The following is a 24,052-nucleotide window of genomic DNA, read 5'->3' on the forward strand; positions in this document are numbered from 1 at the left end:
GGCATGTTCGGCCGGGCGGGATCAGGAGGCAACCGCTTTTCCACGACGTCACCAGGGGGCGGGTGGCGGTGCCGTCAGAGCCTCCGCCAGTCTGGCCAACCGGTCCCGGAAACCCCGCCGAACCCTCAAAGAGCCCGCGTTCTCCCCGGCCGCCGCGCTGACCAGATGCTGCACGGTGTCCAGGTCCAGCTCCGCGTCCTCGGGCACGGCCAGCGTGTCGTGAGCCATGGCGGCGAGCTCGCCCCCGCCCGCGCCGAGAGCCAGCACGGTCACCCCGGCCCGGCGGGCGTCGTGCACCCGCTGCAGCAGCGGCTCCGGCTCCTTGGGCGCCACGACCAGCAGGGTCTCACCGCGCCGCGCCGCCTCGATGCGGCCCGGCCCGACGGCCAGGTGGGGCGGGGCGCCGGGGCGCGCGTGATGGCGTACGAGAGTCGGGGCCAGCTCCGGCGTCCCGGACCACGCGGCCTCGTCCACCAGGTGCGCGGCCAGATGCCACGGCTCGTCCTCCGGCGTGCCCACCAGCAGCAGCCCGCCCCCGTGCGCCACCACCGACCCGCGCAGCACCCCCGCGAATCGACGGGTGGCCCCCAGCCACTCGGTCCCGGCGAGCACTTCCCGCAGCAGCGCGACCCGTACGGCGTCCATGCGTCCGCATCCTGCCGCAACCGGCCACTCGTGACGCGCAGTTCACCCGGAATTCGCCCACCCCGGGGACATTCACCGGTCACGGTGCGAACACGTCCCCGTGCGAACCGGTCCCGTACGCATCCCGAGGAGCCGCCCGATGACCGAGGTCACCGTCCCCTTCCGCGCCGGACACGAGGGTTACGCCAGCTTCCGGATCCCGGCGATCGTGGCCACCGGCGCGGGCACCCTGCTCGCCTTCTGCGAGGGCCGGGTCGACTCCGCCGCCGACCACGGGCACATCGACATCGTGCTCAAGCGGTCCACGGACGGCGGCCGCACCTGGGAGCCGCTCCAGGTCGCCGCGAGCAACGGCACGGATCTCGCGGGCAACCCGGCCCCCGTCGTCCTGGACACCGGCCGGATCCTGCTCGTGCACATCCGGGCCGCCGCCGGCGCCACCGAGGCCGCCATCCTGCGCGGCCAGGTCAAGGACGCCGACGGACGGCGCGTGTGGGTGCAGCACAGCGACGACGACGGCGTCAGCTGGTCCGCGCCCACGGAGATCACCGCGCAGGTGAAGAAGCCCGGCTGGCGCTGGTACGCCACCACCCCCGGACACGCCGTCCAGCTCGGCGGTGGCCGCGTCCTCGTCCCGGCCAACCACACTCTGCCGCCCACCGGCACCGACACCGGCGCCGAGCCGCGGTACAACAGTGGCCACTGCCTGCTCAGCGACGACCGGGGGGAGACCTGGTACCTCGGCTACCTGGACGAGAACACCGACGGGTACGTCAACGTCAACGAGACCACCGCCGCCGAACTCACCGACGGGCGCGTCTACTTCAACACCCGCAACGACTCGCCCGCGCCCGGCAACCGCGCCGACGCCCACTCGGAGGACGGCGGGAAGTCCCTGGTCAAGCCGTTCCGGCCGCAGGCCGGGCTCGCCGCGCCCGTCTGCGAGGCGTCCGTCCTCCAGCTCCGCGCCCCCGACCTGCTGCTCTACTCCGGCCCGGCCGACCCCGCCTTCCGCGCACTGATGACGATCCGCGCCTCCACCGACGGCGGCACCACCTGGCACACCGCGTTCACCGTCGACGGGCTGCCCGCCGCCTACTCCGACCTGGTCCGCGTCGACGCGGACACCGTCGGACTCCTCTACGAGACCGGGGACTTCACCGCCTACGAGACGATCACCTTCCGCCGGATCCCGGTGCACCGGCTCGCCTGAACCGGTGCCGTGTCCGTCACCGACGTAGAGTCGCCCCATGACCTCTACCGACAGCGCACAGACCCCTGCGAAGGCCCCCGCCAAGGACCCCTGGGACCTGCCCGACGTCTCCGGGTACGTCGTCGGCGTGCTCGGCGGCACCGGACCGCAGGGCAAGGGCCTCGCCTACCGGCTCGCCCGGGCCGGCCAGAAGGTGATCATCGGCTCGCGAGCGGCCGAGCGCGCCCAGGCCGCCGCCGAGGAGCTCGGTCACGGCGTCGAGGGCGCCGCCAACGCCGAGACCGCGCGCCGCAGCGACATCGTGATCGTCGCCGTACCGTGGGACGGCCACGGCGACACGCTGAAGGCCCTGCGCGAGGAACTGGCCGGCAAGCTCGTCGTGGACTGCGTCAACCCGCTCGGCTTCGACAAGAAGGGCGCCTACGCCCTCAGGCCCGAGGAGGGCAGCGCCGCCGAGCAGGCCGCCGCCCTGCTGCCGGACTCGCGTGTGGCGGCCGCCTTCCACCACCTGTCGGCCGTCCTGCTCCAGGACCCGGAGATCGAGCAGATCGACACCGACGTGATGGTGCTCGGCGAGGAGCGCGCCGACGTGGAGATCGTGCAGGCCCTCGCCGGGCGCATCCCCGGCATGCGAGGCGTCTTCGCCGGGCGGCTGCGCAACGCCCACCAGGTCGAGTCGCTGGTGGCGAACCTGATCTCCGTCAACCGCCGCTACAAGGCACACGCCGGGCTCCGCGTCACTGACGTCTGAGCCCATGGGGGACACTGGTCGGCGAAGCAGTCCCGAGCAGTGTCCCCGACAGGAGCCCCCCGTCATGCCCCGCATCGCCCTCTACACCCTCGTCGTCTGCGTCCTCGCCGTGGCCGCCGCCGTCGTCTCCTTCGCCCAGGGCAGCTGGCTGGGGATCATCTGGGTGCTGCTGGCGGGCCTGACGTCCAACATGACCTGGTACTACATCAAGCGCGGCCGGGCGGCCTAGACACACCTAGGCCCAGAAGCGGTAGAGGCTCCAGCCGGACGAGGTGTCCTGGACGCTGACTCCCAGTCCGCTCAGGATCGCGTCGATCATGTGGAAGAACGCGATGTTGATCGACGGCACCCACAGCAGCGCGAACGCGAACAGCAGGCCGAACGGCGCGAACGGCTCCACCTGGCGCTTGACCTTGTACGACAGCCAGGGCTCGAGCACGCCGTAGCCGTCCAGGCCGGGAACCGGCAGGAAGTTCAGCACGGCGGCCGTCACCTGCAGCAGGGCCAGGAAGGCGAGCGCGTACCGGAAGTCGTCCGGTACGCCGTCCAGGGCGTGCAGCCAGAACGGGGCGGTGCACACGGCCGCGAACAGCGCGTTCGTCAGCGGGCCTGCCGCTGAGATCAGGCTGTGCCGCCAGCGGCCCCGGATCCGGCCCCGCTCGATGAACACCGCGCCGCCCGGCAGCCCGATCCCGCCCATGATCACGAAGATCACCGGGAGCACGATGCTCAGCAGCGCGTGCGTGTACTTCAGCGGGTTCAGCGTGAGGTAGCCCTTCGCGCCGACCGTGATGTCACCGCCGTGCAGGGCCGTGCGCGCGTGCGCGTACTCGTGCAGGCACAGGGAGACGATCCAGGCCGCCGTCACGAACACGAACACCGCGACGCCCGGCCGCGCCGCCCAGCCCGTCCAGGTGGCCCAGCCGGTCACCGCCGTCACGGTCAGGATCCCCACGAACACGGGGCTGACCCCGCGGTCGCCGCGGCGGGTGGTGGCGGTGGTCATCGGCGGGCTCCTGTGCGGGGCGGGGAGGGTCGGAGTGCGACCGTACCGGCCGCGGACTCGTGGGGGAAACGTCTCGCGCTCGCCGTCCGGTTCCTGGACCCTGGGGGAATGCCACGGATGAGGGTGTTCTACGAGGACTGGCAGATGGAGTGCTGCGGCACGCCGTTCAGGGTCGGCGACGAGGTGTCCTGGACGCTGGTGGCGTACGACGCCGAGGACGTACCGCAGGAGCGCGGATACGGCGCCGAGGCGTGGGTGGAGAACCACGGCGGCCCGGACGAGGCGACCGCCGGCCGCGTGCACGCCATCGAGCTGGTGCGCCAGGAGTACCTCGTGCACACGGATCCGCGCGCCCTCGAGCGCGTCGGCCGCGCCCTCGAGCCGGCCGCGGAACCACCGCGGCTGGTCGTCCTCCCGTCCCCGTACCGCCGAGAACCGGTGGCCGGCGCGCACACCCTGGAGGCCGTCGGCACCTGCCCGAAGTGGTTCGGGAAGGAGGAACCCGGCAGGGACCGGGGACCCCACCGTATCCGTCGCACCACGGGCGCCCTCGTCACCCTGGAGGTGCCCGACGGCAATCCCGGTGACCTCCGCTGACCGCACCGGCGACAATGGTCCCCGTGCGCTATCGGCTGCTCGGCACCACCCAGGTACTCCGCCCCGACGGTACGGCCGTCCCGGTCGGCGGGGCGCGGCTGCGTGCCCTGCTGGGCGTGCTCGCGCTCCGGGCGGGACGGACCGTGCCCGCGGGCGTGCTCGTCGACGAGGTGTGGGGCGCCGACCCGCCCGCCGACGCCGCCGGGGCACTCCAGGCGCTCGTCGGCCGGCTGCGCCGCACCCTCGGCGCGGACGCCGTCGCCTCCGCCGACGGCGGCTACCGGCTCACCGCCGCGCCCGACGACGTCGACCTCACCCGCTTCGAGCGGCTGACCGGCGACGGCCTCGCCGCGCTCGCCGACGGCGACCCGGCCAAGGCCGCCGCCGTCCTCGACGACGCGCTCGCCCTGTGGCGCGGCCCCGCCCTCGCCGACCTGCCCGAGCACACCGCCGAGGCGGCCCGCTGGGAGACCCGCCGCCGCGACGCCGTTCGCGCCCGGCACACCGCCGCCCTCGCCCTCGGCCAAGCCGAGCAGTCCCTGCCCGAGCTGACCGCCCTGTGCGACGAACACCCGCTGGACGAGCCGCTGCAGGCGCTGCGGCTGCGCGCCCTGCGCGACACCGGCCGCCCGGCCCAGGCGCTCGCCGCCTACGAGGACGTACGGCGGCTGCTCGCGGACCGGCTCGGCGCCGACCCCGGGTCCGAACTGCGCGCCCTGCACGCCGAGTTGCTGACCGCCCAGGGGTCCGAGCCGCGGCAGCCGCAGCAGCCGCGGGAAACTCGGCCGGCCGTGGGCAACCTGCCCGCCCGGCTCACCTCTTTCGTCGGCCGGGAAGCCGACATCGAGGCCATCGGTGCCGACCTGACCTCCGCCCGCCTGGTCACCCTGCTCGGCCCCGGGGGCGCCGGCAAGACCCGGCTGTCCCAGGAGGCCGCCGAGGCCGTACGGCACACCGTCCCGGACGGGGTGTGGCTGGCCGAGCTGGCCCCCGTGGACGACCCCGACGCCGTACCGCAGGCCGTGCTCACCGCGATCGGCGCCCGCGAGACGGTGCTGCACGGCGCCGGCGCCGAGAGCATCCGCGCGGTCACCGACCGGCACGACGACCCCCTCGAACGGATCGTGGAGCACTGCGCCCGGCGCCGGATGCTGATCATCCTCGACAACTGCGAGCACGTCGTGGCGGCCGCGGCCGAGCTGGCCGTCCGGCTGCTGGAGCGCTGTCCGGGGCTGGTCGTCCTCGCCACCAGCCGTGAACCGCTCGGTGTGCCGGGGGAGTTGCTGCGGCCGGTGGAGCCGCTGCCGGAGCCGGTCGCGCTGCGGCTGCTCGCCGAGCGGGGCGCGGCGGCCCGGCCCGGGTTCCGTACCGGGGACGATCCGGAGGCGTGCGCCGAGATCTGCCGGCGGCTCGACGGCCTCCCGCTCGCGATCGAACTGGCGGCCGCCCGGCTGCGTATGCTGACCGCGCGCCAGATAGCGGACCGGCTCGACGACCGCTTCCGGCTGCTCACCTCCGGCAGCCGCACCGTGCTTCCCCGCCAGCAGACCCTCCGCGCCGTCGTGGACTGGTCCTGGGAGCTGCTCGACGCGGACGAACGGGACGTCCTCGCCCGCCTGTCGGTCTTCGCGGGCGGTTGCGACCTGGCCGCCGCCGAGGCCGTGTGCGGCCCCGTGGCCCTCGACGCGCTCGGCTCCCTGGTGGACAAGTCCCTGGTGGTGGCCGCCCCTTCGGCCGCCGGCGGGATGCGCTACCGGCTCCTGGAGACCGTCGCCGAGTACGCGGGCGAACGGCTGGACGAGACCGGGGACCGCGCCGCGGCCGAGCGCGCCCATCTGACGTACTACCGCGAACTCGCCCGCACCACCGACCCGTTGCTGCGCGGGCCCGAACAGCGCACCGCCATCGACCGGTTCGAGGCGGAGTACGAGAACCTGCGCACCGCCCTGCGGCACGCCGTCGCCGGCCACGACGAGCAGGAGGCGCTGTGCCTGGTGCTGTCCCTGCTGTGGTTCTGGCAGATGCGCGACCAGCGCATCGAGACCCGCACCTGGTGCCGGGAGGTCATGGGGCTCGGCCCCGACCCGTTCGCCGCACCGATCCGCCCGGCCCGCCCGGTCCGGCAGCGCTGCACCGACGCCCCGCCCCCGTACGCCGGGGAGGTCCTCGCTGAGGCCAGGCGCGGTGTCCATCTGGCCCATCTCGCCTGCATGGAAACCGAGTTGGAGGCCTGGCAGACCCCCAAGGCGCAGGCCAAACTGCGGGCCGTCACCGAGGTGTACGAGCCCGGTCTGCCGCAGACCTGCCGGGCCCCGGGCATGCTGTGGTTCTTCGCCGAGATACTGACCGGCGGCATGGACCGGCTGCGCACGATCATGGACGCCACCGTGGAGACCTGCCGGAACACCCCCGGCTTCGAGTGGGAGCTGGCCGGTGCCCTGCAGATGCGCGCCGGCCTGCTCGCCAACCGCACCGCCTGGGCGGGCAACGCCGCCCGTGACGCCGAGGAGGCCCTGGAGATCTTCCGCCGCCTCGGTGACGCCTGGGGCACCGCCGAGGCGCTGTCCGCGCGCGGCGAGGCCCATGAACGCCAGGGCGCCAACCGCGAGGCCGCCGCCGACTACCAGGCGGCCATCGCGCACGCCGAACGCCTCGGCGCCCGCGGTCAGATGGCCGTCCTGCGCGCCCGCCTCGGCAGCGTGCTCATGGAGGCGGGGGAGATGGAGCGTGGCGAGCAGCTGCTCCGGGACGTCATCGCCAGCAGGGACGGCTCCCACAACGAAGCCATGCCCGCCGCCCGGCTGTTCCTCGCCTGCTGGCTCGGTCTGACCTTCCGCACCGCCGAGGCCCGGGAACAACTGCGGCAGCTGCGCGAGGAGTTCAAGATCGCGCACTTCGTCGTCTTCGACTCCATGATCCTCACCCAGGAGGCCTGGCTGGACGCCCTGGACGGCCGTGCGGCGGACGCACTGGACCGGACGCGGAGTGCGCTGCGCCTCGCCGAGGACCCGCTGTCCAAGGCCGTGGCCCCGCACCTGGGTTCCGTCTGCCTCTACGCCGCCGCGATGGCCCTCGCCCGCCTCGACGGCGGCAGCCGTGCCGCCGACGCGGCCCGCTGCCTGGGCGCCGCCCACGCCCTGCTGCCGCCCGGGCACATCCTCTCCGGTGTCGAGCGCCGGTGCCACGACATGGCCGAGGAAAGGATTCAGGAGTCCCTGGACGGGCCGGCCTACCGGGCCGCGTACGCCGAGGGCGGTGGCCTCTCCCTCGCGGAGGCCACCGCCCTGCTCTGACGCACGGCGAACGTCAGCTCTTCGTGCGGAACTTGTGGATCGCGACCGGTCCCATGACCGCCGTGATCGCCACCGACCAGGCCACGGTCACCCACAGGTCGTGCGCCACCGGCCCGCCGATCATCAGGCCGCGGGCCGCGTCCGCCAGGGTCGACAGCGGGTTGTAGTCGGTGAAGTGCTGCAGCCAGCCCGGCATCGACTTGGTCGGCGCGAAGATCGACGACCCGAACTGCAGCGGGAACAGCACCAGGAAGCCCACCCCCTGCACCGACTGCGCGCTCTTCAGCATCACCCCGAGGGTGAGGAACACCCACATGATCGAGGAGGCGAACAGCGCGGACAGGCCCACGGTCGCGAACAGCCCGCCCCAGTGGTGGATGTGGAACCCGACCAGGACGGCGACGACCATCAGGATGACCGTGGCGAACAGCATCCGCCCCAGCTCGACGGCGATCTTCGCGAACAGCACCGACCCGCGGCCGATCGGCAGCGACCGGAACCGGTCCATGACACCGCTGTTGAAGTCCTGGCTGAAGCCGGTGCCGACGCCCTGCGAGAGGGTCATGCTCATCATCGCCAGCATGCCGGGGATGACGTACTGGACGTACTTCTCCTGGCCGCCGCCCAGGGCCTGGCCGATCGAGCCGCCGAAGACGTACACGAACAGCAGCGTGAAGACGATCGGCATCAGCAGCGCGTCGAACATCGACTCCGGGTCCTGGCGGATCCAGAGCAGGTTGCGGCGGATGAGCGCGCCGGTGTGCCGCAGGTGCCCGCGCAGCGGGATACGGACGTCGGCGTCGGCGGACACGGGGGCGGCGAGGGTGGTGGCGCTCATGCGGCGACCTCCTGGCGGGCGTCGGCGGGCGAGGTGTCCTGCGGGGCACCGGCGCGGTGGCCGGTGAGGGACAGGAACACCTCGTCCAGGCTGGGCAGTTCGGTGGTGATGGAGGAGATCGTGATGCCGCGCGCGATGACCGCGCCGACCACGGCGGTCAGCTGCTCGTCGCTGAGGATCGGCACCAGCAGCGTCCCGGAGTCGGGGTCCACGGTCGTGCTCGCGAGCCCGGTGATGCCGAGCTCGTCCAGCATCGCGGCGAGCGGGCGCAGCTGCATCGGATCCAGCGGCCGGACCCGGAGCGTGCGCCCGCCGACGCGGGCCTTCAGCTCGTCGATGCCGCCGGTGGCGATGACCTTGCCGCGGTCCACCACGGTCAGCTCGGAGGCGAGCTGCTCGGCCTCCTCCATGTACTGGGTGGTCAGCAGCACGGTCACGCCGTCGCCGACCATCGCCTCCACCTCGTCCCACACCTCGTTGCGGGTACGGGGGTCCAGCCCCGTGGTCGGCTCGTCGAGGTACAGCACGGCCGGGCGGCCGATCATCGAGGCGGCGAGGTCGAGCCGCCGCCGCATACCGCCGGAGTACGTGCTCGCGGGCCGCTTGGCCGCCTCCGTGAGGGAGAACCGCTCCAGCAGTTCGTCGGCGCGGGCGCGGGCGTCCTTGCGGGGCAGGTCCAGCAGCCGGCCGATCATGTACAGGTTCTCCCAGCCGGGGAGCTTCTCGTCGACCGAGGCGTACTGCCCGGTGAGGCCTATCACCCGGCGCAGCTGCCGGGGCTGGCGCACCACGTCGTAGCCGGCCACGGTGGCCCGGCCGGCGTCCGGGGTGATCAGGGTGGACAGGATCCGTACGAGGGTGGTCTTGCCGGCGCCGTTCGGCCCGAGCACACCCATCACGGTGCCCTCGCGCACGTCCAGGTCGACGCCGTCCAGCGCCTTGGTCTCGCCGTAGTGCTTGACCAGTCCCCGTACCGTCACGGCGTGGCTCGCGCCGGTGGGGATGTCATCGATTCGCGTCATGCCGAAGACAGTGCCAGGGGCTGCCGACAAACCACCGACAAGCCACCGACAGCCCACCGACGCCATACCGACGCCGCTGGGGGACGAAGCCCGCAGGGGCGGCAGCCCACACAAAGCGGCAGCCCGCCGACGGGGGAAGATCGGCGGGCTGCCCGGTGTTGCCGCAATGGCTCAGTGGACGGAGTGCTCCTCCAGCGGGAACGTTCCGCCGACCACGTCCTGGGCGAACTCCTTCACCGCGTTGCCCATGACCTCACGCAGGTTCGCGTACTTCTTGACGAACTTCGGGACCCGGCCCGAGGTCAGCCCCAGCATGTCGGTCCAGACCAGCACCTGCGCGTCCGTCTCCGGACCGGCGCCGATCCCCACCGTCGGGATGTGCAGCACCCGTGTCACCTCGGCCGCCAGCTCCGCCGGGACCAGTTCCAGGACGACGGCGAAGGCACCCGCGTCCTGCACGGCCTTCGCGTCGCGCAGCAGCTGCTGGGCCGCCTCCTCGCCGCGCCCCTGCACGCGGTAGCCCATCGCGTTGACGGACTGGGGGGTCAGGCCGATGTGGGCCATGACCGGGATGCCGGACTCGACCAGCAGCCGGATCTGCTCGTGCGACCGCTCGCCGCCCTCCAGCTTGACCGCGCCGACCCCGGCCTCCTTCACCAGCCGGGTCGCCGAGCGCAGCGCCTGCACCGGGCCCTCCTGGTAGGAGCCGAAGGGGAGGTCACCGACGATCAGGGCGCGCTGCGTGCCGCGGACCACGGCCGCCGACAGCATGGTCATCTCGTCGAGGGTGACGGGCACGGTCGTCTCGTACCCGAGATGGCAGTTGCCCGCCGAATCGCCGACCAGGATCACCGGGATCCCGGCCTCGTCGAAGACGGACGCGGTCATCGCGTCGTAGGCGGTGAGCATGGGCCACTTCTCGCCCCGGTCCTTGGCGAGGGTGATGTCGCGGACGGTGATGCGGCGGGTGCCCTTCCCCCCGTACAGCGCCTTGCTGCCGTCGGAGGGCCCGTTCTGCACAGTCTGGGCAGCCGGAAGCTGCGTCATGGCAACGGCTCCTTCAAGTCATCTCGAGGCGCCCTGACGGCGTCCCCGGATCGCCTCCATGGTGGCACCTCGTGCCATTCAGGGCCAGGGGTACCCCCTGTGATCCACCTACCTGGCTGAGACCGAGCTGTGTAAGGCCTCGGTAAAGGAATTCAGATACGAGACGGTTCCGTATTGAAATGACCATACGATCGAACACATGACAAGTCCCGTCCCTGCCCCCCGGATACCGGAAGCGGTGGACCGCCGCCGCTGGGCGATCCTCGGTGTGTTGATGCTGAGCCTGCTCATCGTGGTGCTCGACAACTCGATCCTGAACGTCGCCATCAAGACCATCTCCACCCCGGCGCCCGTCGGCCTCGGTGCCAGCCAGGGCCAGATCGAGTGGGCGATCAACGCCTACACCCTCGTCTTCGCCGGCCTGCTGTTCACCGCCGGCCTCGTGGGCGACCGCCTCGGCCGCAAGAAGGTGCTGCTCGGCGGCATCGCCGTGTTCGGCATCGGCTCCGCCCTGGCCGCCGAGTCCGGCTCGCCCGGGCAGCTGATCGCCTACCGCGCCCTGATGGCCCTCGGTGCCGCGTTCGTCATGCCGGCCACCCTCGCCGTCCTGATGAACGTCTTCGAGCGCGAGGAGCAGCCCAAGGCCATCGGTATCTGGGCGGGCGGCGTCGGCCTCGCCATCGCCATCGGGCCGATCACCGGCGGCGCGCTCCTCGACCACTTCTGGTGGGGCTCGGTCTTCTTCGTCAACGTGCCGATCGTGATCGTCGCGCTGGTCCTGATGGCCTGGCTGGTGCCCGACTCCCGCGACCCCCGGCCCGGCCGCCTCGACCCCGTCGGCGTCGTCCTGTCCGTCGTCGGCCTCGTTCTGCTGGTCTACGGCATCATCAAGGGCGGCGAACTGGCCGACTTCACCGACGCCAAGGTGCTGGCGACCATCATCGCCGGTCTCGTGGTCCTCGCCGGTTTCGTCGTCTTCGAGCGGCGCAGCGACCACCCCTCGCTGGACGTCACCTACTTCAAGAACAAGGTCTTCTCGGCCGCCATGAGCGCCATCGCGCTGGTCTTCTTCGCGCTGATGGGCGTCACGTTCTTCGGCGTCTTCTACACCCAGAGCGTGCGCGGGTACTCCCCGCTGGAGTCCGGTGTGCTGATGCTGCCGCTCGCCCTGGCCCAGCTGATCTTCGCGCCGCGCGCCCGGCTGCTGGTCGACCGGTTCGGCAACAAGGCCACCACCACCGCCGGCCTGGTGCTGATCGCCGCCACGCTGGCCGCGTTCGCCACCTTCGAGGCCGACACGCCGATCTGGATCCTCGAGGTCGTCTTCTTCCTCATGGGCACCGGAATGGCGCACATCATGACGCCGACCTCGGTCGTCATCATGCAGGCGCTGCCGCGCGAGAAGGCCGGCTCCGCCTCCGCGCTCAGCAACACCTTCCGCCAGGTCGGCGGCGCGCTCGGCATCGCCGTGCTCGGCTCGGTGCTCGCCACCTCGTACCGCAACGGCATCCAGGACAAGCTCGGCATGCTGCCGCCCGCGCTGCGCGACAAGGCCGCCGAGTCCATCGAGGCCACCCTCGGCATCGCCGGCAGGCTCGGCCCCCGGGGCAAGGCCCTGGTCACCCCCGCCAACGACGCGTTCCTGCACGCCATGCACGTCACCGCCCTGTGCGGGGTGGGCATCGCGCTCATCGGCGCCGTGGTGACGGCCCTGTTCCTGCCGGGCAGGCCGCCGGCCGCCCAGGGGGGCGAGAAGGAAACGGAGTTGGTCGCGGTCGCGGACTGACGCGAACCGACCGCGGCCGCACGGGGGAAGGAGGTCGCTGCGGGACAATGCCCGCAGCGCAGTGAGAGGACGGAACGACGTGAGCCTTGCCGAAAGCCGGCCGCGACCGGACGGGCCCGCGCGGGGGCGACCCCGCAGCGAGGCCGTGGAACGGGCCATTCTGGAAGGCGTGATGAAGCTCCTGGAGGACGGCGTACCGCTCGCCGAACTCTCCATCGAGCGCGTCGCGCGCACGGCCGGAGTCGGCAAGGCCACCATCTACCGCCGCTGGAGCGGCAAGGAGGAGCTGTTCGTCGACGTCGTACGCGCCGCCGAACCCCCCGACCCCGAGCTCCCCGGCACCTCCCTGCGCGACGACCTCGTCGTGTTGCTGGAGTCCCTTCGCCAGCGCGGTCTCGCCAGCCGCTCCTCGGCGATCCTGCACAACGTGTACGCACAGATGAAGCACAGCCCCAGGATCTGGTCGGAGTACCACGCCAGCGTCGTCGCGCCCCGCCGCGCCCTCGCCATGGAGGTGCTGCGCCGGGCGCGTGAGAACGGCGAACTGCGGCCGGACGTCGACCTGGACCTGGCCAACGACATGTTCGTCGGCCCCATGCTCGTGCGCAGCATCATGCGCCCCGACGCCGATCTGCCCGAGGACCTGGCGGAACAGATCGTCGACACGGTCCTGGAAGGCCTACGACCCGTCAGCTCGACAGCCTCGTAGCACTCATGTGCGCGTTTTGTCACAGACCCCACGCGTCCCGGGGTGGACGGAACTCGCCGCCCTGCCCCGTTCGTCCTCGTCTTCCGTACGGCCGTCATGGGACGGCGGGAACAGGACCGATCATCCCCTAGGGTCGGAAGAACACGGGGGAACGACGGTGTGCACGGCAGGCAGTGAGGCAGACGGTATGGCGCAGCAGGCGTACATGACGGAGACGGCGGACGGCGGCTCGGGGCCCGAGCGACCTGGATCCCGGCTTCGGCGCCTGCTGCACCGGCTCTTCGCCGGGTGGCGCGGCGATCCCCGTATCTGGCGCCGCGGCATCGTCCTGGCGGTGCTGGCTCTGCTCCTGGCCCTGGTGATGCTGCTGCACTCGCGCATCCCGAACCAGGTGGGCAACCTCGGCAGCCTCACCGAGACGTTCCTGCCCTGGCTGGGCCTCGCGATCCCGGTGCTGCTGCTTCTCGGTCTGCTGCGCAGGTCGGCGACCGCGCTGATCGCCGTGCTCCTCCCGGCGACCGTGTGGCTGAACCTCTTCGGCGGGCTGCTCACCGACAAGACGGGCGCGGGCGGTGACCTGATGGTCGCGACCCACAACGTCAACGCCGAGAACCCCGACCCGGCCGGGACCGCCCGCGACGTGGCCGCCTCCGGGGCCGACGTCCTCGCGCTGGAGGAGGTCCCGGGCACCGCCGTCGCGGTCTACGAGAAGGCGCTCGCGCCGACGTACAGGTACCACGCGGTCGTCGGCACGGTCGGCCTGTGGAGCAAGTACCCGATGAGCGACGTCGAGGCCGTCGACATCAAGCTCGGCTGGAAGCGGGCGATGCGCGCCACCCTGACGACCCCCGAGGGCCCGATCGCGGTGTACGTCGCCCACATGCCCTCCGTGCGGGTGAAGATGGAGGCCGGCTTCACCGCACGGCAGCGCGACACGAGCGCCGACGCGCTCGGTGAGGCCATCGCCGACGAGCCCCTGAAGCGGGTCGTCCTGCTCGGCGACCTGAACGGTACGATGAACGACCGTTCGCTGAACGCGGTCACCTCCCAGATGCGCTCCACGCAGGGCGCGGTGGGCAGCGGCTTCGGGTTCAGCTGGCCGGCCTCGTTCCCGATGGCGCGGATCGACCAGATCATGGTCCGGGGCATCGAGCCGGAGAGCTCCTGGACGCTGCCGCGCACCGGCAGCGACCACCTGCCGGTGGCTGCTCGTGTGAAGCTGGACACGTCGTCGTAACCCCTTGGAATACCGGGCCTGAGAGGCTTTGTTCCGTAGCTGAACATAGGCTTGCCACGGAACTCCGCTCTCTCCCATGGAAAGGCACAGGCCCTTCATGCCCCTGGCCCTGCTCGCTCTGGCCGTCGGCGCTTTCGGAATAGGTACGACCGAGTTCGTGATGATGGGCCTGCTGCCCGACGTCGCGGACGACCTGCACATCTCGATCCCCGCCGCCGGGCACCTGGTCTCGGCGTACGCGCTGGGCGTCGTCATCGGCGCCCCGCTGCTGGCCGCGCTCACGGCCCGCATGTCCCGCCGTACGGTCCTGATCGCGCTGATGGCGCTGTTCGTGGCCGGCAACGCGCTCTCCGCGTTCGCCCCCGGCAACGACTCCCTGCTGGCGGCCCGCTTCCTCAGCGGCCTTCCGCACGGCGCGTTCTTCGGCGTGGGCGCCGTCGTGGCGACGGCGATGGTCCCGCCGGAGCGCAAGGCCCGCTCGGTGTCGCTGATGTTCCTCGGCCTGACCGTCGCCAACGTCGCGGGCGTCCCCGTGGCCACGCTCATGGGCCAGCACCTCGGCTGGCGAGCGACGTTCCTGGGGGTGAGCGTGATCGGCCTGGCGGCGATCGCCTCGCTGGCCCTCCTGATCCCCCACGACCGGGCGCACGCCGCCTCCGCGGTCGGCCTGCGTGGCGAACTGGCCGCCCTGCGCTCCCTGCCGGTCTGGCTGGCCCTCGGTACGACGGTGGCGGGCTTCGGCGCGCTCTTCGCGGCCTACAGCTACGTCACCCCGATGCTGACGGACGCGGCGGGCTACGCCGAGTCGAACGTGACGCTGCTCCTGGCCCTCTTCGGCGTGGGTGCGACGGCGGGCAACCTGCTGGGCGGCCGCCTGGCGGACCACTCCCTGCGCCGAACCCTGTTCGGCGGCCTGGCCTCGCTCGGGCTCGTCCTGGTGCTGTTCCCGCTGCTGATGCGCGCGCAGTGGAGCGCGGCGCTCGCGGTGGCCCTGCTGGGCATGGCGGCGTTCATCACCGGCTCCCCGCTGCAGCTGATGGTCATGGAGAAGGCCGCGGCGGCCCCCTCCCTGGCCTCCTCCGCCAACCAGGCGGCGTTCAATCTGGCGAACGCCGGCGGCGCGTGGATCGGCGGGCTGGCCCTCGCGGCGGGCTTCGGCGCGACGTCCCCGGCGCTGGCCGGGGCGATGCTGGCGGTGCTGGGGCTGGGCGTGGCGAGCGTGGCGTACGCGGTGGACCGGCGCCGGGCGACTTTGTCGACGGGGCGGGAGAGGCTGGTGGCCCTGCACTTGCCGGAGGAGTCGGGCGCACTGCACCACTGACCCACGGTGCTGCGCCTCCTGGACCCGACGCCCACCCGCCCATCCGACGCGGTCGGCCGAGAGGCGGGGGTGAGGGGCCGGCTGCTGCGGGCCGAGCCCGGGGAGTGACGGTTGGGCCGTCGCCCCGGCTACTGAGGGCGCGCCACTCAAGAGGCCCGGGGAGGCGGCTGGGCGTGGCCCGAATCTGCCGATTCCCGCCTCCTGCGTCGTCTGTGAGGGTTCTTCCAGCGGAACCGCGAGGATGTGCGGAAGGCTCGGAGGGGGCCGCATGCCGCGCACTTCGAGAAGGCCCCGGAGGCGCAGAAGCGCGCGGAGTCCAGCGCGCCGTGGTCGCCTGGCGTCTTCCCCGGGCTGCTCCAGACCGCCTCGTACGCTCGGACGCTGGTCCGGTCGGCCCATCCCGCGGCCTTCGACGAGTGGGCCGAGGAGAAGGTGACCGCCCGACCCGCCCGCGCCCGCCGGTTACGGAGATGCCGAGCAACCGGATCGACTCACAGGTCCCCGGGGGCCCGCCCTTCTCCTCGCTCCCACCGCCTGGACCGCCGAAGGGGGCGTGAGGTCACCAGGACCCCACGCCCCCACCGCTCAGCGGAGCGTCAGTGCTTCTTCGCGTACGACGCGACGTACCCGCCCGCGGGCGAGCCCACGCCGGTCACGTCGTCGTAGCCCTTGACCGCGGACAGGGAGCTGTCCTTGCCGAGGCTGCGGACCGAGTAGAGCAGACCACCCGCCGCGTCGAAGCCGTTGGCGAAGTCCACGCGGGCGACCGCCAGGCCGGAGCCCGTCGGGTTGTCCGTGACGTCGTGGAAGACGCCCTGCTTGCCGTACTTGGCGTAGATCGTCGGGTTGGCGAAGCCGATCGCCTTGCCGCCGCGCGCCTCCTGGGCCAGCGCCTGGACCGCCGCGATCACCGGAGCGGCGAGCGAGGTGCCGCCGATGCGGTACTCGCTGTACTGCTGCGAGCCGTCCGGGAAGGACTGGGTCTGGCCGACCAGGAAGCCGGTGTTCGGGTCGGCGATGGCCGCGATGTCCGGGACGACGCGGTTGCCGGCGGCGTTGTTGGCCTTGGCGAGCGAGTCCGGGACGACGCCCTTCTGGTAGTATGGCTCGGCGACCGTGCTGCTGGTGCCGCCGCCCGCGCCCGAGGTGAACGCGCCGGGGAAGTTGGTCCAGCTCTTGCCGTCGGCCGACAGCGAGGCCTTCTCGGTGCCCCAGCCGGTCTCCCACGCGTACTTGTCGCCCTTGCCGACCGCCAGCGACGTACCGCCGACCGCGGTCACCCAGGCGGAGTTGGCCGGGGTGTCGACCTGCTTCGTGCCGGTGTGGGCGACCTCGTCGCCGTTGTCACCGGAGGAGAAGTAGAAGCCGATGCCCTGCACCGCGCCCAGCTGGAAGACCTGGTCGTAGGCGGCCGCGAGGTCCGGGGTCTGGTTGGCCTCGATGTCGCCCCACGAGTTGGAGACGATGTCGGCCAGGTGGTTGTCGACGACCTTGCTGAGCGAGTCGAGCAGGTCGTCGTCGTAGCAGGAGGCCGCACCGACGTACGTGACGTCGGCGTTCGGAGCCACCGCGTGCACGGCCTCGACGTCGAGGGTCTCCTCGCCGTACCAGCCGGCCGCGCCGCACTCCTGGGTCTTGGTGTAGTTCTTCGGCAGCACCTGGTGCAGCTGGCCGGTCTTCCAGGCCGCGTCACCGTTCTTCACCGCGTACTTGCCCGCGTCGAAGGCGATGGTCGGCGAGGCGTAGGCGTCGGTGATGGCGACCCGGACACCCTTGCCGGTGTAGGTGCCGGCACCGTAGGCGGCGCGCAGCTGCTTGCCGGTGTAGCCCTTGATCGCGTACGGGATCTTCTGGCCGTACGCGTCCGGCAGCGTGCTCGCGGTGTTCGAGCCGTAGTACGAGGAGAACGGCCCGGCGTTCTTGAACACGGCGTCCGGCGGCGGCAGCTGGTCGTCGTGGTTCGCCTTGTGCGGGGCGCTGTCCAGGCCGGTGACGGTCAGGACGGTGCCCTTGAGGCTCTCCGGCACCGACGCGGTCTGCGCGGGTGCGCGGTAGGTCTTGGAGCCCTTGGCGAAGTTGTGCAGCTGGGTGCCGAACGCCTTCTCGGCGGCGGCGACGTCACCGGAGACGGCGACGTAGTGCTGGGTGACCTCGGTGACCTTCAGACCGGCCGACGTCAGCCAGGACTTGACGGCGGCCACCTGGGCCTTGGTGGCCCCGAAGGCGGCCTGCGCCTTCTTGGCGCTCAGGTACTTGCCGTACAGCGGCGAGCTCGGGTCGGACACGGCCTTGGCGTAGGCGGCGAGGCCCGCCGCGTCCTTGCCGGCGAAGTAGACCCGGGCGTTCACCTGGGCGCTGTTCGCGGTCGCGCCCTTGTCCGCCTTGGCCGTGGCCCACAGCGGCTTGGTGCCCTTCAGTGCCTCACGGGCGGGGCTGTCCGCGGCGTGTGCCGCGGGTATGCCCAGCGCCAGCGCGCCGGCGACCATGGGCAGAGTTGCTGCCATGCTCACGGCGCGCAGCTTGGCGCGGTTGGATCTCATAGAACCCCCTGCGATGCGGTTCGCATGCATGTAGTGGCTGGTACGTCATGCGGTCCGCGCGCCGGCCCGCGGCGGTTCGGCCGACGAATGGATCACACGATGGGGGCCACTCTTTCGATGAACCGTTCATGCCAGGGGAACGAAAAGGTCAAGAGAAGCTCAAGTGCCCGTCATGTGGGGCGAATTGCCCCTTTCGTCTCTCACGGTTCCGTAACGGAACTCCCCGGAGACTTTCACGAACGCGGCTTCGCGCCCCGCTCCTTGAGCATCTGGGACATCACCTGAAGCTCCGACTGCTGCGCGTCGACCATCCCCTGCGCGAGCCGCTTCTCCACCCCGACGGTGCACTTGGCGACACAGCCCTCGGCCATGTGGATCCCGCCCTTGTGATGGTCCGTCATCAGCTGGAGGTAGAGGATCTCGGCCTGCTTGCCGTTCAGCGTCTGGAGCTTCTTCAGCTCGGTGTTCGTCGCCATGCCCGGCATCAGCGAGCCGTCCCCGCGCTCGGGCATGTCGCCCATGCCCATCCAGGTCATGGGCGGCTTCGCCGACACCTTGGGCAGGCCCCACAGATCGAGCCAACCCAGCAGCATGCCACGCTGGTTGGCCTGCGTCTGCGCGATGTCGTAGGCGAGCCGCCGCACTTCCGCGTTCTTCGTGCGGTCCCGGACGATGTACGACATCTCGACGGCCTGCTGGTGGTGCACGGCCATGTCCCGCGCGAACCCCGCGTCCGCCGACTCCGCGCCCGGCGTCTTCGTGCCCGCCCCGCCGGAGTCCTCGGCGACCGCGTACGTGACCGCGCCGGCCGCGACGAGCACCGCCGCCGCGGCTCCCGCGATCCAGCCGATGTGCCGCCGCCTCACTACATCGCCCCGCTGGTGCAGGCGGCGCCCGGCTCCGGGGTCTGCGGGCCCTGGACGTAGGCGGCGAAGAACTTGTTCACCTCGGGGTCGTCCGCGCTCTTGACGGTCACCTGGTGGCCCCACGCCGACAGGACCAGCGGCGCCGCCTGGTTCTCGTACGGGCTCATCAGCGAGTAAGGCGTCTTCTTCACCTTCGCCGCGAGCGCGTCGACGTCCGCCTTCTTGGCCTTGCCGGTGTACGTCACCCAGACCGCGCCGTGCTCCAGCGAGTGCACCGCGTTCTCGTCCTGCAGCGGCTTGGTGTAGACGGTGCCGTCGCAGGTCGCCCAGACCGGATTGTGGTTGCCGCCGACCGGCGGGTGCATCGGGTACGACACCTTGGTCTGCACGTGCGTCCGCGACAACTTGCCGGACCAGGTCCTCACGCCGTCCTTGCCGGTGATCCAGTGCCCGGAGTCGCCGGAGTTCTTGGAGTCGCTCGCGGTGTCCTTCTTGCCGCCGGACTGTGAGTTCACGAGGACCACACCGCCGACCACGAGGCCGGCGACGACCACCACGCTCGCGGCGATGGTGAGCACGCGGTTGCGGCGCTCGCGCGTACGCTCCGCGCGACGCATCTCCTCAATGCGCGCCTTGCGCGCCGCGCTGCTGTTCTTGGCGGAACCCATGAGGTGTCCTTCTGGGGGAAAGGGCCGGAATAGGGAAGGGTGGGGCCCGCTGATCGTAGTGGGGAACGGGGCGACTTCCGTAGGGAGGGCACGGCAAAGGCGCGGCATCGGAAAAATTTGAACCGTCGATGCGCATTACCTACGCTCGCGATATGCGGCTTCTGCGCTCCACCGATCTGGCCCTGCGCGTCCTGATGCGACTGGCGGTGGCCGCCGACGCCACGCCCACCACGCGTCAGGTCGCGGCGGACATGGACGTGCCGTACACGCATGCCGCCAAGGTCGTCGCCGAACTCCAGCACCTGGGCCTGGTCGACGCCCGGCGCGGGCGGGGCGGCGGCCTCACCCTCACCGCCAAGGGCCGTACGGCATCGGTGGGCGCGGTGGTGCGCACCTTCGAGGGCGACGGAGACGTGGTCGACTGCGAGGGTACGGCGGGTGGTACGGGCCCCTGCCCGCTGAACTCCGGCTGCCGGCTGCGCGGTGCCCTGCGCCGGGCGCACGAGGCCTTCTTCGCCGCGCTGGACCCGGTCACGGTCGCCGAGATCGTCGCCGACCCGACGGGACCCCTTCTGCTGGGCATCTCCCGGGGGCCGCAAACCGGTTGACGGCTCGCACCCCCCGCGTTCACCGGTGGGCCTCAAGGTGCCCGCGTGACGGAGGGGAATCAGGGGATGGACGACGAACAGTGGAACGCGTTCGTCGGCGAGTTCGAGAAGGGCAGGGGGCTGCCCCGGCCGAGCGCGGCTGAGCCCGAGGCCGCCGCGCGGCGGCCGCGACGGCGGACGTTCGCGGCGGTGACCGTCGTCGCCGTGGCCGCGGTGGCGGGGGCGGGCTTCTGGCTGGGCGCGGGGCACGGGACGCGGCACGAGCAGGCGGCGGGCGAGGCGCCGGGGCACGCGTCGACCGCGCCCTCGCAGCGGCCGACGGAGCCGGCGGAGCCGAAGAGTTCTGTGGAGCCCTCCACGGCGGCTACGTCGATGGTCACCGCCCATCAGGCGTTCCCGGCACAGGTCGCCGGCTACACCAAGGTGATGCAGACCGGCGGACCGAACTGCACCGGGGGAATCGGCTCGAACCTGGCCGCGGAGATCGACAAGAGCAAGGGCTGCCGGGGCGTGATCGGGGCCCTGTACAAGGACGCGTCGGACGACCGGTACACGATCGTCGCCTTCGGCATGAAGGACCAGCTCGACGCCATCCACCTGGTCACGTTCCTCGCCTCGCACCCCACCGACTACGAGGTGCCGGTCCTGACGCCGCCCGCCGGATCCGGTCTGAAGGCGCTTTTGGCGGACAGCGGGCTGGTGCAGTCCTTCGCCGGCCGCTCCAGGCTGATGGTGGTCGGCATGGCCCAGTGGTCGGACGGCCGTACCGCCGACTTCCAGGACCTGGCCCCCAAGCTGCAGCCGCTCATGGATCGGGTGAGCAAGGGGGCGGGCGCGCGCGACCAGGGCTGACCGGAGCGGTCAGCCGCCCTGCCGCGCGAGCCAGAGGTCCGGGCCGAACACCTCGTAGGGGATGTCGGCCGGGGCCACGCCCTGCTCGACCAGCTGGGCGCGCACGGCGCGCATGAAGGGCAGCGGACCGCACAGGTACGCGCGCGTGCCGGGCCGCACGGGGAGGCCGGCCAGATCGACCAGGCCGGTACGCGTGCCCGGCTCGGCGTCCCGCTCGTAGAAGAAGTGCACGGACCCGTCCGCGAGCTTGCCGGCGTAGGTCTCGTGATCGGTGCGCAGGGCGTGGTCGGCGGGGGAGCGGTCGCCGTGCCCGACGGTGACGGGGCGGCGGTGACCGCCCACCGCGAGGTCGGCCGGCATCGCGGCCATCGGGGTCACACCGATGCCGGCCGAGGCGAGCAGCACGAGCAGCAGGGGGCCTCGGCGTCGGCGTCCAGGACGAGGTCGCCGTACGGCTCGGAGAGGTCGAGGACGTCACCGACCCGCATGCGCGCGTGGAGGTGGTTCGAGACCGCGCCGTCGGGCGTCGCGCCGTCGCCCCGCACGCGCTTGACGCTGAACCGGCGGAGGGACTCGCCGGGCGCCCCGGACAGGCTGTACTGCCGTATCTGCCGGGCGCCGTCGGGCAGCTCGACCTGTACGGAGACGTACTGGCCGGCGCGGAAGTCGCGCACCGGGCCGCCGTCGGCGGGCCGCAGCCGGAAGGTGACGACGTCCGCGGTCTCCTCGATGCGCTCGACGACCTCCCACGGCCGCCGTTCGGTGCCGCCGCTCTCCTCGTACTGCCGCTTCTCGATCGCGACGAGCGCGTTCGCCATCAACCAGTAGACCTCGTCCCAGGCGGCGGCGACCCCCCGCGTGACGGCCTCGCCGAGGATCTCGGCGATGGCGGCGAAGAGGTGCTCGTGGACCACCGGGTAGTGCTCGGGGGCCACGTCCAGCGAGGCGTGCTTGTGGGCGATCCGGCTCGGCATGGCGTCCGGCCGCTGGTCCGGGTGCTCCAGCAGATGCGTGGCGAAGGCGGCGACGGAGCCGGCGAAGGCCTGTTTCTGGGCGCCGGAGGCCTGGTTTCCGCGGTTGAACAGGTCTTGCAGCAGTTCGGGGTGGGCGGTGAAGAGCCGGGCGTAGAAGCGCCCGGTGATCTCGCCGATGGCCGCACCGACGGCGGGAAGGGTGGCGCGGACGGTGGCCGCGGACCGCTCGGACAGCATCGGAACTCCTCACGTCTCGACTGATCCGACCGTGAGAAAAGTTGCATCTGAGATGCAGATTAAACGGGCGTGTCATCGCTCACGCCGTCGGCGAACCGGCCATTACGGATGTCGGTCCGAGCAGGCAAGATGGGCGACATGGCAGTACAGCTGCCGTACGAGAGGCGTTCAGACCGGGGACGCATCCGCGATCAAGGTCCGCAACGCGCATGAAATGGTGTTGTGGTGGGATGCTCAGGTGCGCGACCGCCTCCCGCGTGACCGGAGACAGGCGGCCTGACCAGCAAGGATGGGGTAGCGGAAGATGGACAAGCAGCAGGAGTTCGTGCTCCGGACGTTGGAGGAGCGCGACATCCGGTTCGTACGCCTGTGGTTCACGGACGTGCTGGGCTTCCTGAAGTCCGTCGCCGTGGCACCCGCCGAGCTGGAGCAGGCCTTCGACGAGGGCATCGGCTTCGACGGCTCGGCCATCGAGGGCTTCGCCCGGGTCTACGAGTCCGACATGATCGCCAAGCCGGACCCGTCCACCTTCCAGGTCCTGCCGTGGCGCGCGGAGACCCCCGGCACGGCCCGCATGTTCTGCGACATCCTCATGCCGGACGGCTCGCCGTCCTTCGCGGACCCGAGGTACGTGCTCAAGCGCGCCCTGGCCCGCACCTCCGACCTGGGCTTCACCTTCTACACCCACCCCGAGATCGAGTTCTTCCTGCTGAAGGACCGCCCGCTCGACGGCACCCGCCCCACCCCGGCCGACAACTCGGGATACTTCGACCACACCCCGACCAACGTCGGCATGGACTTCCGCCGCCAGGCGATCACCATGCTGGAGTCGATGGGCATCTCGGTGGAGTTCTCCCACCACGAGGGCGCACCGGGCCAGCAGGAGATCGACCTGCGCTACGCCGACGCGCTGTCCACGGCGGACAACATCATGACGTTCCGGCTGGTCATGAAGCAGGTGGCGCTGGAGCAGGGGGTGCACGCGACCTTCATGCCGAAGCCTTTCTCCGAGCATCCGGGCAGCGGCATGCACACCCATCTGTCCCTGTTCGAGGGTGACCGGAACGCGTTCTACGAATCGGGCGCCGAGTACCAGCTCTCCAAGGTCGGCCGCTCCTTCATCGCGGGCCTGCTCAGGCACGCGGCGGAGATCTCCGCGGTCACCAACCAGTGGGTGAACTCCTACAAGCGCATCTGGGGCGGCTCCGAGCGCACGGCCGGCGCCGGCGGCGAGGCCCCGTCGTACATCTGCTGGGGCCACAACAACCGCAGCGCGCTGGTCCGTGTCCCGATGTACAAGCCCGGCAAGACCGGCTCGGCCCGTGTGGAGGTGCGCTCCCTGGACTCCGGCGCCAACCCGTACCTGGCCTACGCCGTCCTGCTGGCCGCCGGCCTGAAGGGCATCGAGGAGGGCTACGAGCTCCCGCCGGGCGCCGAGGACGACGTCTGGGCCCTCTCCGACGCCGAACGCCGCGCGATGGGCATCGAACCGCTCCCGCAGAACCTGGGCGAGTCGCTCACCCTGATGGAACGCAGCGACCTGGTCGCCGACACCCTCGGCGAACACGTCTTCGACTTCTTCCTGCGCAACAAGCGGCAGGAGTGGGAGGAGTACCGGTCCGAGGTCACGGCGTTCGAGCTGCGGAAGAACCTGCCGGTGCTGTAAGGCGCCCAGGGTGTGCGGACGGGACCGCGGCCTCACGCAACGCACCTGGTGGTGTGAGGCCGCGGTCCCGTTCTCGATCGCAGGGCGGTGACGGCCGGCCACACCGGACCGCGGCAGCTTCTGGTGGGCCACCGGGTCTCGTGCGGGCAGGAAGCCAGGACACTGAGGCGGGGGCC

21 protein-coding genes and 1 pseudogene are annotated in these 24,052 nt (G+C 71.7%); 13 read left to right on the forward strand and 9 right to left on the reverse strand.

The window, feature by feature from the left end; translation table 11 throughout:
• Positions 1-48 precede the first annotated feature (48 nt).
• Positions 49-645: a hypothetical protein gene (locus AB0L59_RS04050; protein WP_365578909.1), complete on the reverse strand. Its 597-nt coding sequence runs from the start codon at positions 643-645 to the stop codon at positions 49-51.
• A gap of 139 nt (positions 646-784) precedes the next feature.
• On the opposite strand from AB0L59_RS04050, the gene AB0L59_RS04055 reads away from it, so the two are divergent.
• Genes AB0L59_RS04055 through AB0L59_RS04065 form a run of 3 tightly spaced genes read left to right on the forward strand, consistent with a single transcriptional unit; the run spans position 785 to position 2,838 of the window.
• Complete coding sequence (locus AB0L59_RS04055; RefSeq protein ID WP_365578911.1) at positions 785-1,858, forward strand: sialidase family protein; 1,074 nt, start codon at positions 785-787, stop codon at positions 1,856-1,858.
• A 37-nt stretch (positions 1,859-1,895) separates the two neighbouring features.
• Positions 1,896-2,609, forward strand: coding sequence for an NADPH-dependent F420 reductase (gene npdG / locus AB0L59_RS04060; protein WP_365578912.1), 714 nt, complete (start codon positions 1,896-1,898; stop codon positions 2,607-2,609).
• Between the two features lie 4 nt (positions 2,610-2,613).
• The gene (locus tag AB0L59_RS04065; protein WP_365578914.1) at positions 2,614-2,838 is read left to right on the forward strand and encodes a hypothetical protein; all 225 of its coding nucleotides are present in this window, start codon (positions 2,614-2,616) and stop codon (positions 2,836-2,838) included.
• A 6-nt stretch (positions 2,839-2,844) separates the two neighbouring features.
• Here AB0L59_RS04065 and AB0L59_RS04070 read toward each other — a convergent pair whose 3' ends face one another.
• A complete protein-coding gene (locus tag AB0L59_RS04070; RefSeq protein ID WP_365578916.1) occupies positions 2,845-3,615 on the reverse strand; it encodes a site-2 protease family protein in 771 nt (256 codons plus the stop codon).
• Between the two features lie 117 nt (positions 3,616-3,732).
• On the opposite strand from AB0L59_RS04070, the gene AB0L59_RS04075 reads away from it, so the two are divergent.
• Together AB0L59_RS04075 and AB0L59_RS04080 are read left to right on the forward strand one after the other, a co-directional pair.
• The gene (locus tag AB0L59_RS04075; protein WP_365578918.1) at positions 3,733-4,212 is read left to right on the forward strand and encodes a DUF6578 domain-containing protein; all 480 of its coding nucleotides are present in this window, start codon (positions 3,733-3,735) and stop codon (positions 4,210-4,212) included.
• A 14-nt stretch (positions 4,213-4,226) separates the two neighbouring features.
• Positions 4,227-7,505 (forward strand): BTAD domain-containing putative transcriptional regulator, encoded by a 3,279-nt coding sequence (locus tag AB0L59_RS04080; RefSeq protein ID WP_365578920.1) that lies wholly within the window; start codon positions 4,227-4,229, stop codon positions 7,503-7,505.
• A gap of 13 nt (positions 7,506-7,518) precedes the next feature.
• On the opposite strand, the gene AB0L59_RS04085 is transcribed toward AB0L59_RS04080, so the two are convergent.
• From AB0L59_RS04085 to panB, 3 genes are all read right to left on the reverse strand, one after another.
• A complete protein-coding gene (locus AB0L59_RS04085; protein WP_365578922.1) occupies positions 7,519-8,343 on the reverse strand; it encodes an ABC transporter permease in 825 nt (274 codons plus the stop codon).
• Positions 8,340-9,365, reverse strand: a complete 1,026-nt coding sequence (locus tag AB0L59_RS04090; protein WP_365578924.1) for an ATP-binding cassette domain-containing protein — start codon at positions 9,363-9,365, stop codon at positions 8,340-8,342. The genes AB0L59_RS04085 and AB0L59_RS04090 overlap by 4 nt, the downstream gene beginning before the upstream one ends.
• 171 nt (positions 9,366-9,536) lie before the next feature.
• Positions 9,537-10,412 (reverse strand): 3-methyl-2-oxobutanoate hydroxymethyltransferase, encoded by an 876-nt coding sequence (gene panB, locus AB0L59_RS04095; protein WP_365578926.1) that lies wholly within the window; start codon positions 10,410-10,412, stop codon positions 9,537-9,539.
• Positions 10,413-10,611: 199 nt separating this feature from the next.
• Here panB and AB0L59_RS04100 point away from each other — a divergent pair, with 199 nt between their 5' ends.
• The 5 genes from AB0L59_RS04100 (at position 10,612) to AB0L59_RS04120 (ending at position 16,131) form a co-directional block, all read left to right on the forward strand.
• A complete protein-coding gene (locus AB0L59_RS04100; protein WP_365578928.1) occupies positions 10,612-12,198 on the forward strand; it encodes an MFS transporter in 1,587 nt (528 codons plus the stop codon).
• A gap of 79 nt (positions 12,199-12,277) precedes the next feature.
• Positions 12,278-12,907 (forward strand): TetR/AcrR family transcriptional regulator, encoded by a 630-nt coding sequence (locus AB0L59_RS04105; protein WP_365578930.1) that lies wholly within the window; start codon positions 12,278-12,280, stop codon positions 12,905-12,907.
• A 187-nt stretch (positions 12,908-13,094) separates the two neighbouring features.
• Positions 13,095-14,144 carry an endonuclease/exonuclease/phosphatase family protein gene (locus AB0L59_RS04110; protein ID WP_365578932.1) on the forward strand — a complete coding sequence of 350 codons (1,050 nt, stop codon included), beginning with the start codon at positions 13,095-13,097 and terminating at the stop codon, positions 14,142-14,144.
• A 97-nt stretch (positions 14,145-14,241) separates the two neighbouring features.
• The gene (locus tag AB0L59_RS04115; protein WP_365579511.1) at positions 14,242-15,465 is read left to right on the forward strand and encodes an MFS transporter; all 1,224 of its coding nucleotides are present in this window, start codon (positions 14,242-14,244) and stop codon (positions 15,463-15,465) included.
• 243 nt (positions 15,466-15,708) lie between these two features.
• A complete protein-coding gene (locus AB0L59_RS04120; RefSeq protein ID WP_365578934.1) occupies positions 15,709-16,131 on the forward strand; it encodes a Scr1 family TA system antitoxin-like transcriptional regulator in 423 nt (140 codons plus the stop codon).
• Here the strand turns inward: AB0L59_RS04120 and AB0L59_RS04125 are convergent.
• The 3 genes from AB0L59_RS04125 to AB0L59_RS04135 form a co-directional block, all read right to left on the reverse strand.
• Positions 16,062-18,005, reverse strand: coding sequence for a S53 family peptidase (locus AB0L59_RS04125; protein WP_365578936.1), 1,944 nt, complete (start codon positions 18,003-18,005; stop codon positions 16,062-16,064). The two genes, AB0L59_RS04120 and AB0L59_RS04125, sit on opposite strands and share 70 nt — an antisense overlap.
• Positions 18,006-18,238: 233 nt before the next feature.
• Positions 18,239-18,871, reverse strand: a complete 633-nt coding sequence (locus AB0L59_RS04130; RefSeq protein WP_365578938.1) for a DUF305 domain-containing protein — start codon at positions 18,869-18,871, stop codon at positions 18,239-18,241.
• Positions 18,871-19,539: a DUF3105 domain-containing protein gene (locus AB0L59_RS04135; protein WP_365578940.1), complete on the reverse strand. Its 669-nt coding sequence runs from the start codon at positions 19,537-19,539 to the stop codon at positions 18,871-18,873. Before AB0L59_RS04135 ends, AB0L59_RS04130 begins: the two co-directional genes overlap by 1 nt.
• A 152-nt stretch (positions 19,540-19,691) precedes the next feature.
• Between AB0L59_RS04135 and AB0L59_RS04140 the strand changes: the two genes are divergently transcribed.
• The gene (locus AB0L59_RS04140) at positions 19,692-20,147 is read left to right on the forward strand and encodes an Rrf2 family transcriptional regulator (RefSeq protein WP_365578942.1); all 456 of its coding nucleotides are present in this window, start codon (positions 19,692-19,694) and stop codon (positions 20,145-20,147) included.
• 45 nt (positions 20,148-20,192) lie between these two features.
• Complete coding sequence (locus AB0L59_RS04145) at positions 20,193-20,999, forward strand: hypothetical protein (RefSeq protein WP_365578944.1); 807 nt, start codon at positions 20,193-20,195, stop codon at positions 20,997-20,999.
• A gap of 9 nt (positions 21,000-21,008) precedes the next feature.
• Here the strand turns inward: AB0L59_RS04145 and AB0L59_RS04150 are convergent.
• A pseudogene (locus tag AB0L59_RS04150) lies at positions 21,009-22,210 on the reverse strand (globin domain-containing protein).
• Positions 22,211-22,514: 304 nt separating this feature from the next.
• Here AB0L59_RS04150 and AB0L59_RS04155 point away from each other — a divergent pair.
• The gene (locus AB0L59_RS04155) at positions 22,515-23,876 is read left to right on the forward strand and encodes a glutamine synthetase family protein (protein ID WP_365578946.1); all 1,362 of its coding nucleotides are present in this window, start codon (positions 22,515-22,517) and stop codon (positions 23,874-23,876) included.
• Positions 23,877-24,052: the final 176 nt, after the last annotated feature.

Origin of the sequence: Streptomyces sp. NPDC052109 (assembly GCF_040680195.1) — a bacterium.
Lineage (GTDB): Bacteria > Actinomycetota > Actinomycetes > Streptomycetales > Streptomycetaceae > Streptomyces.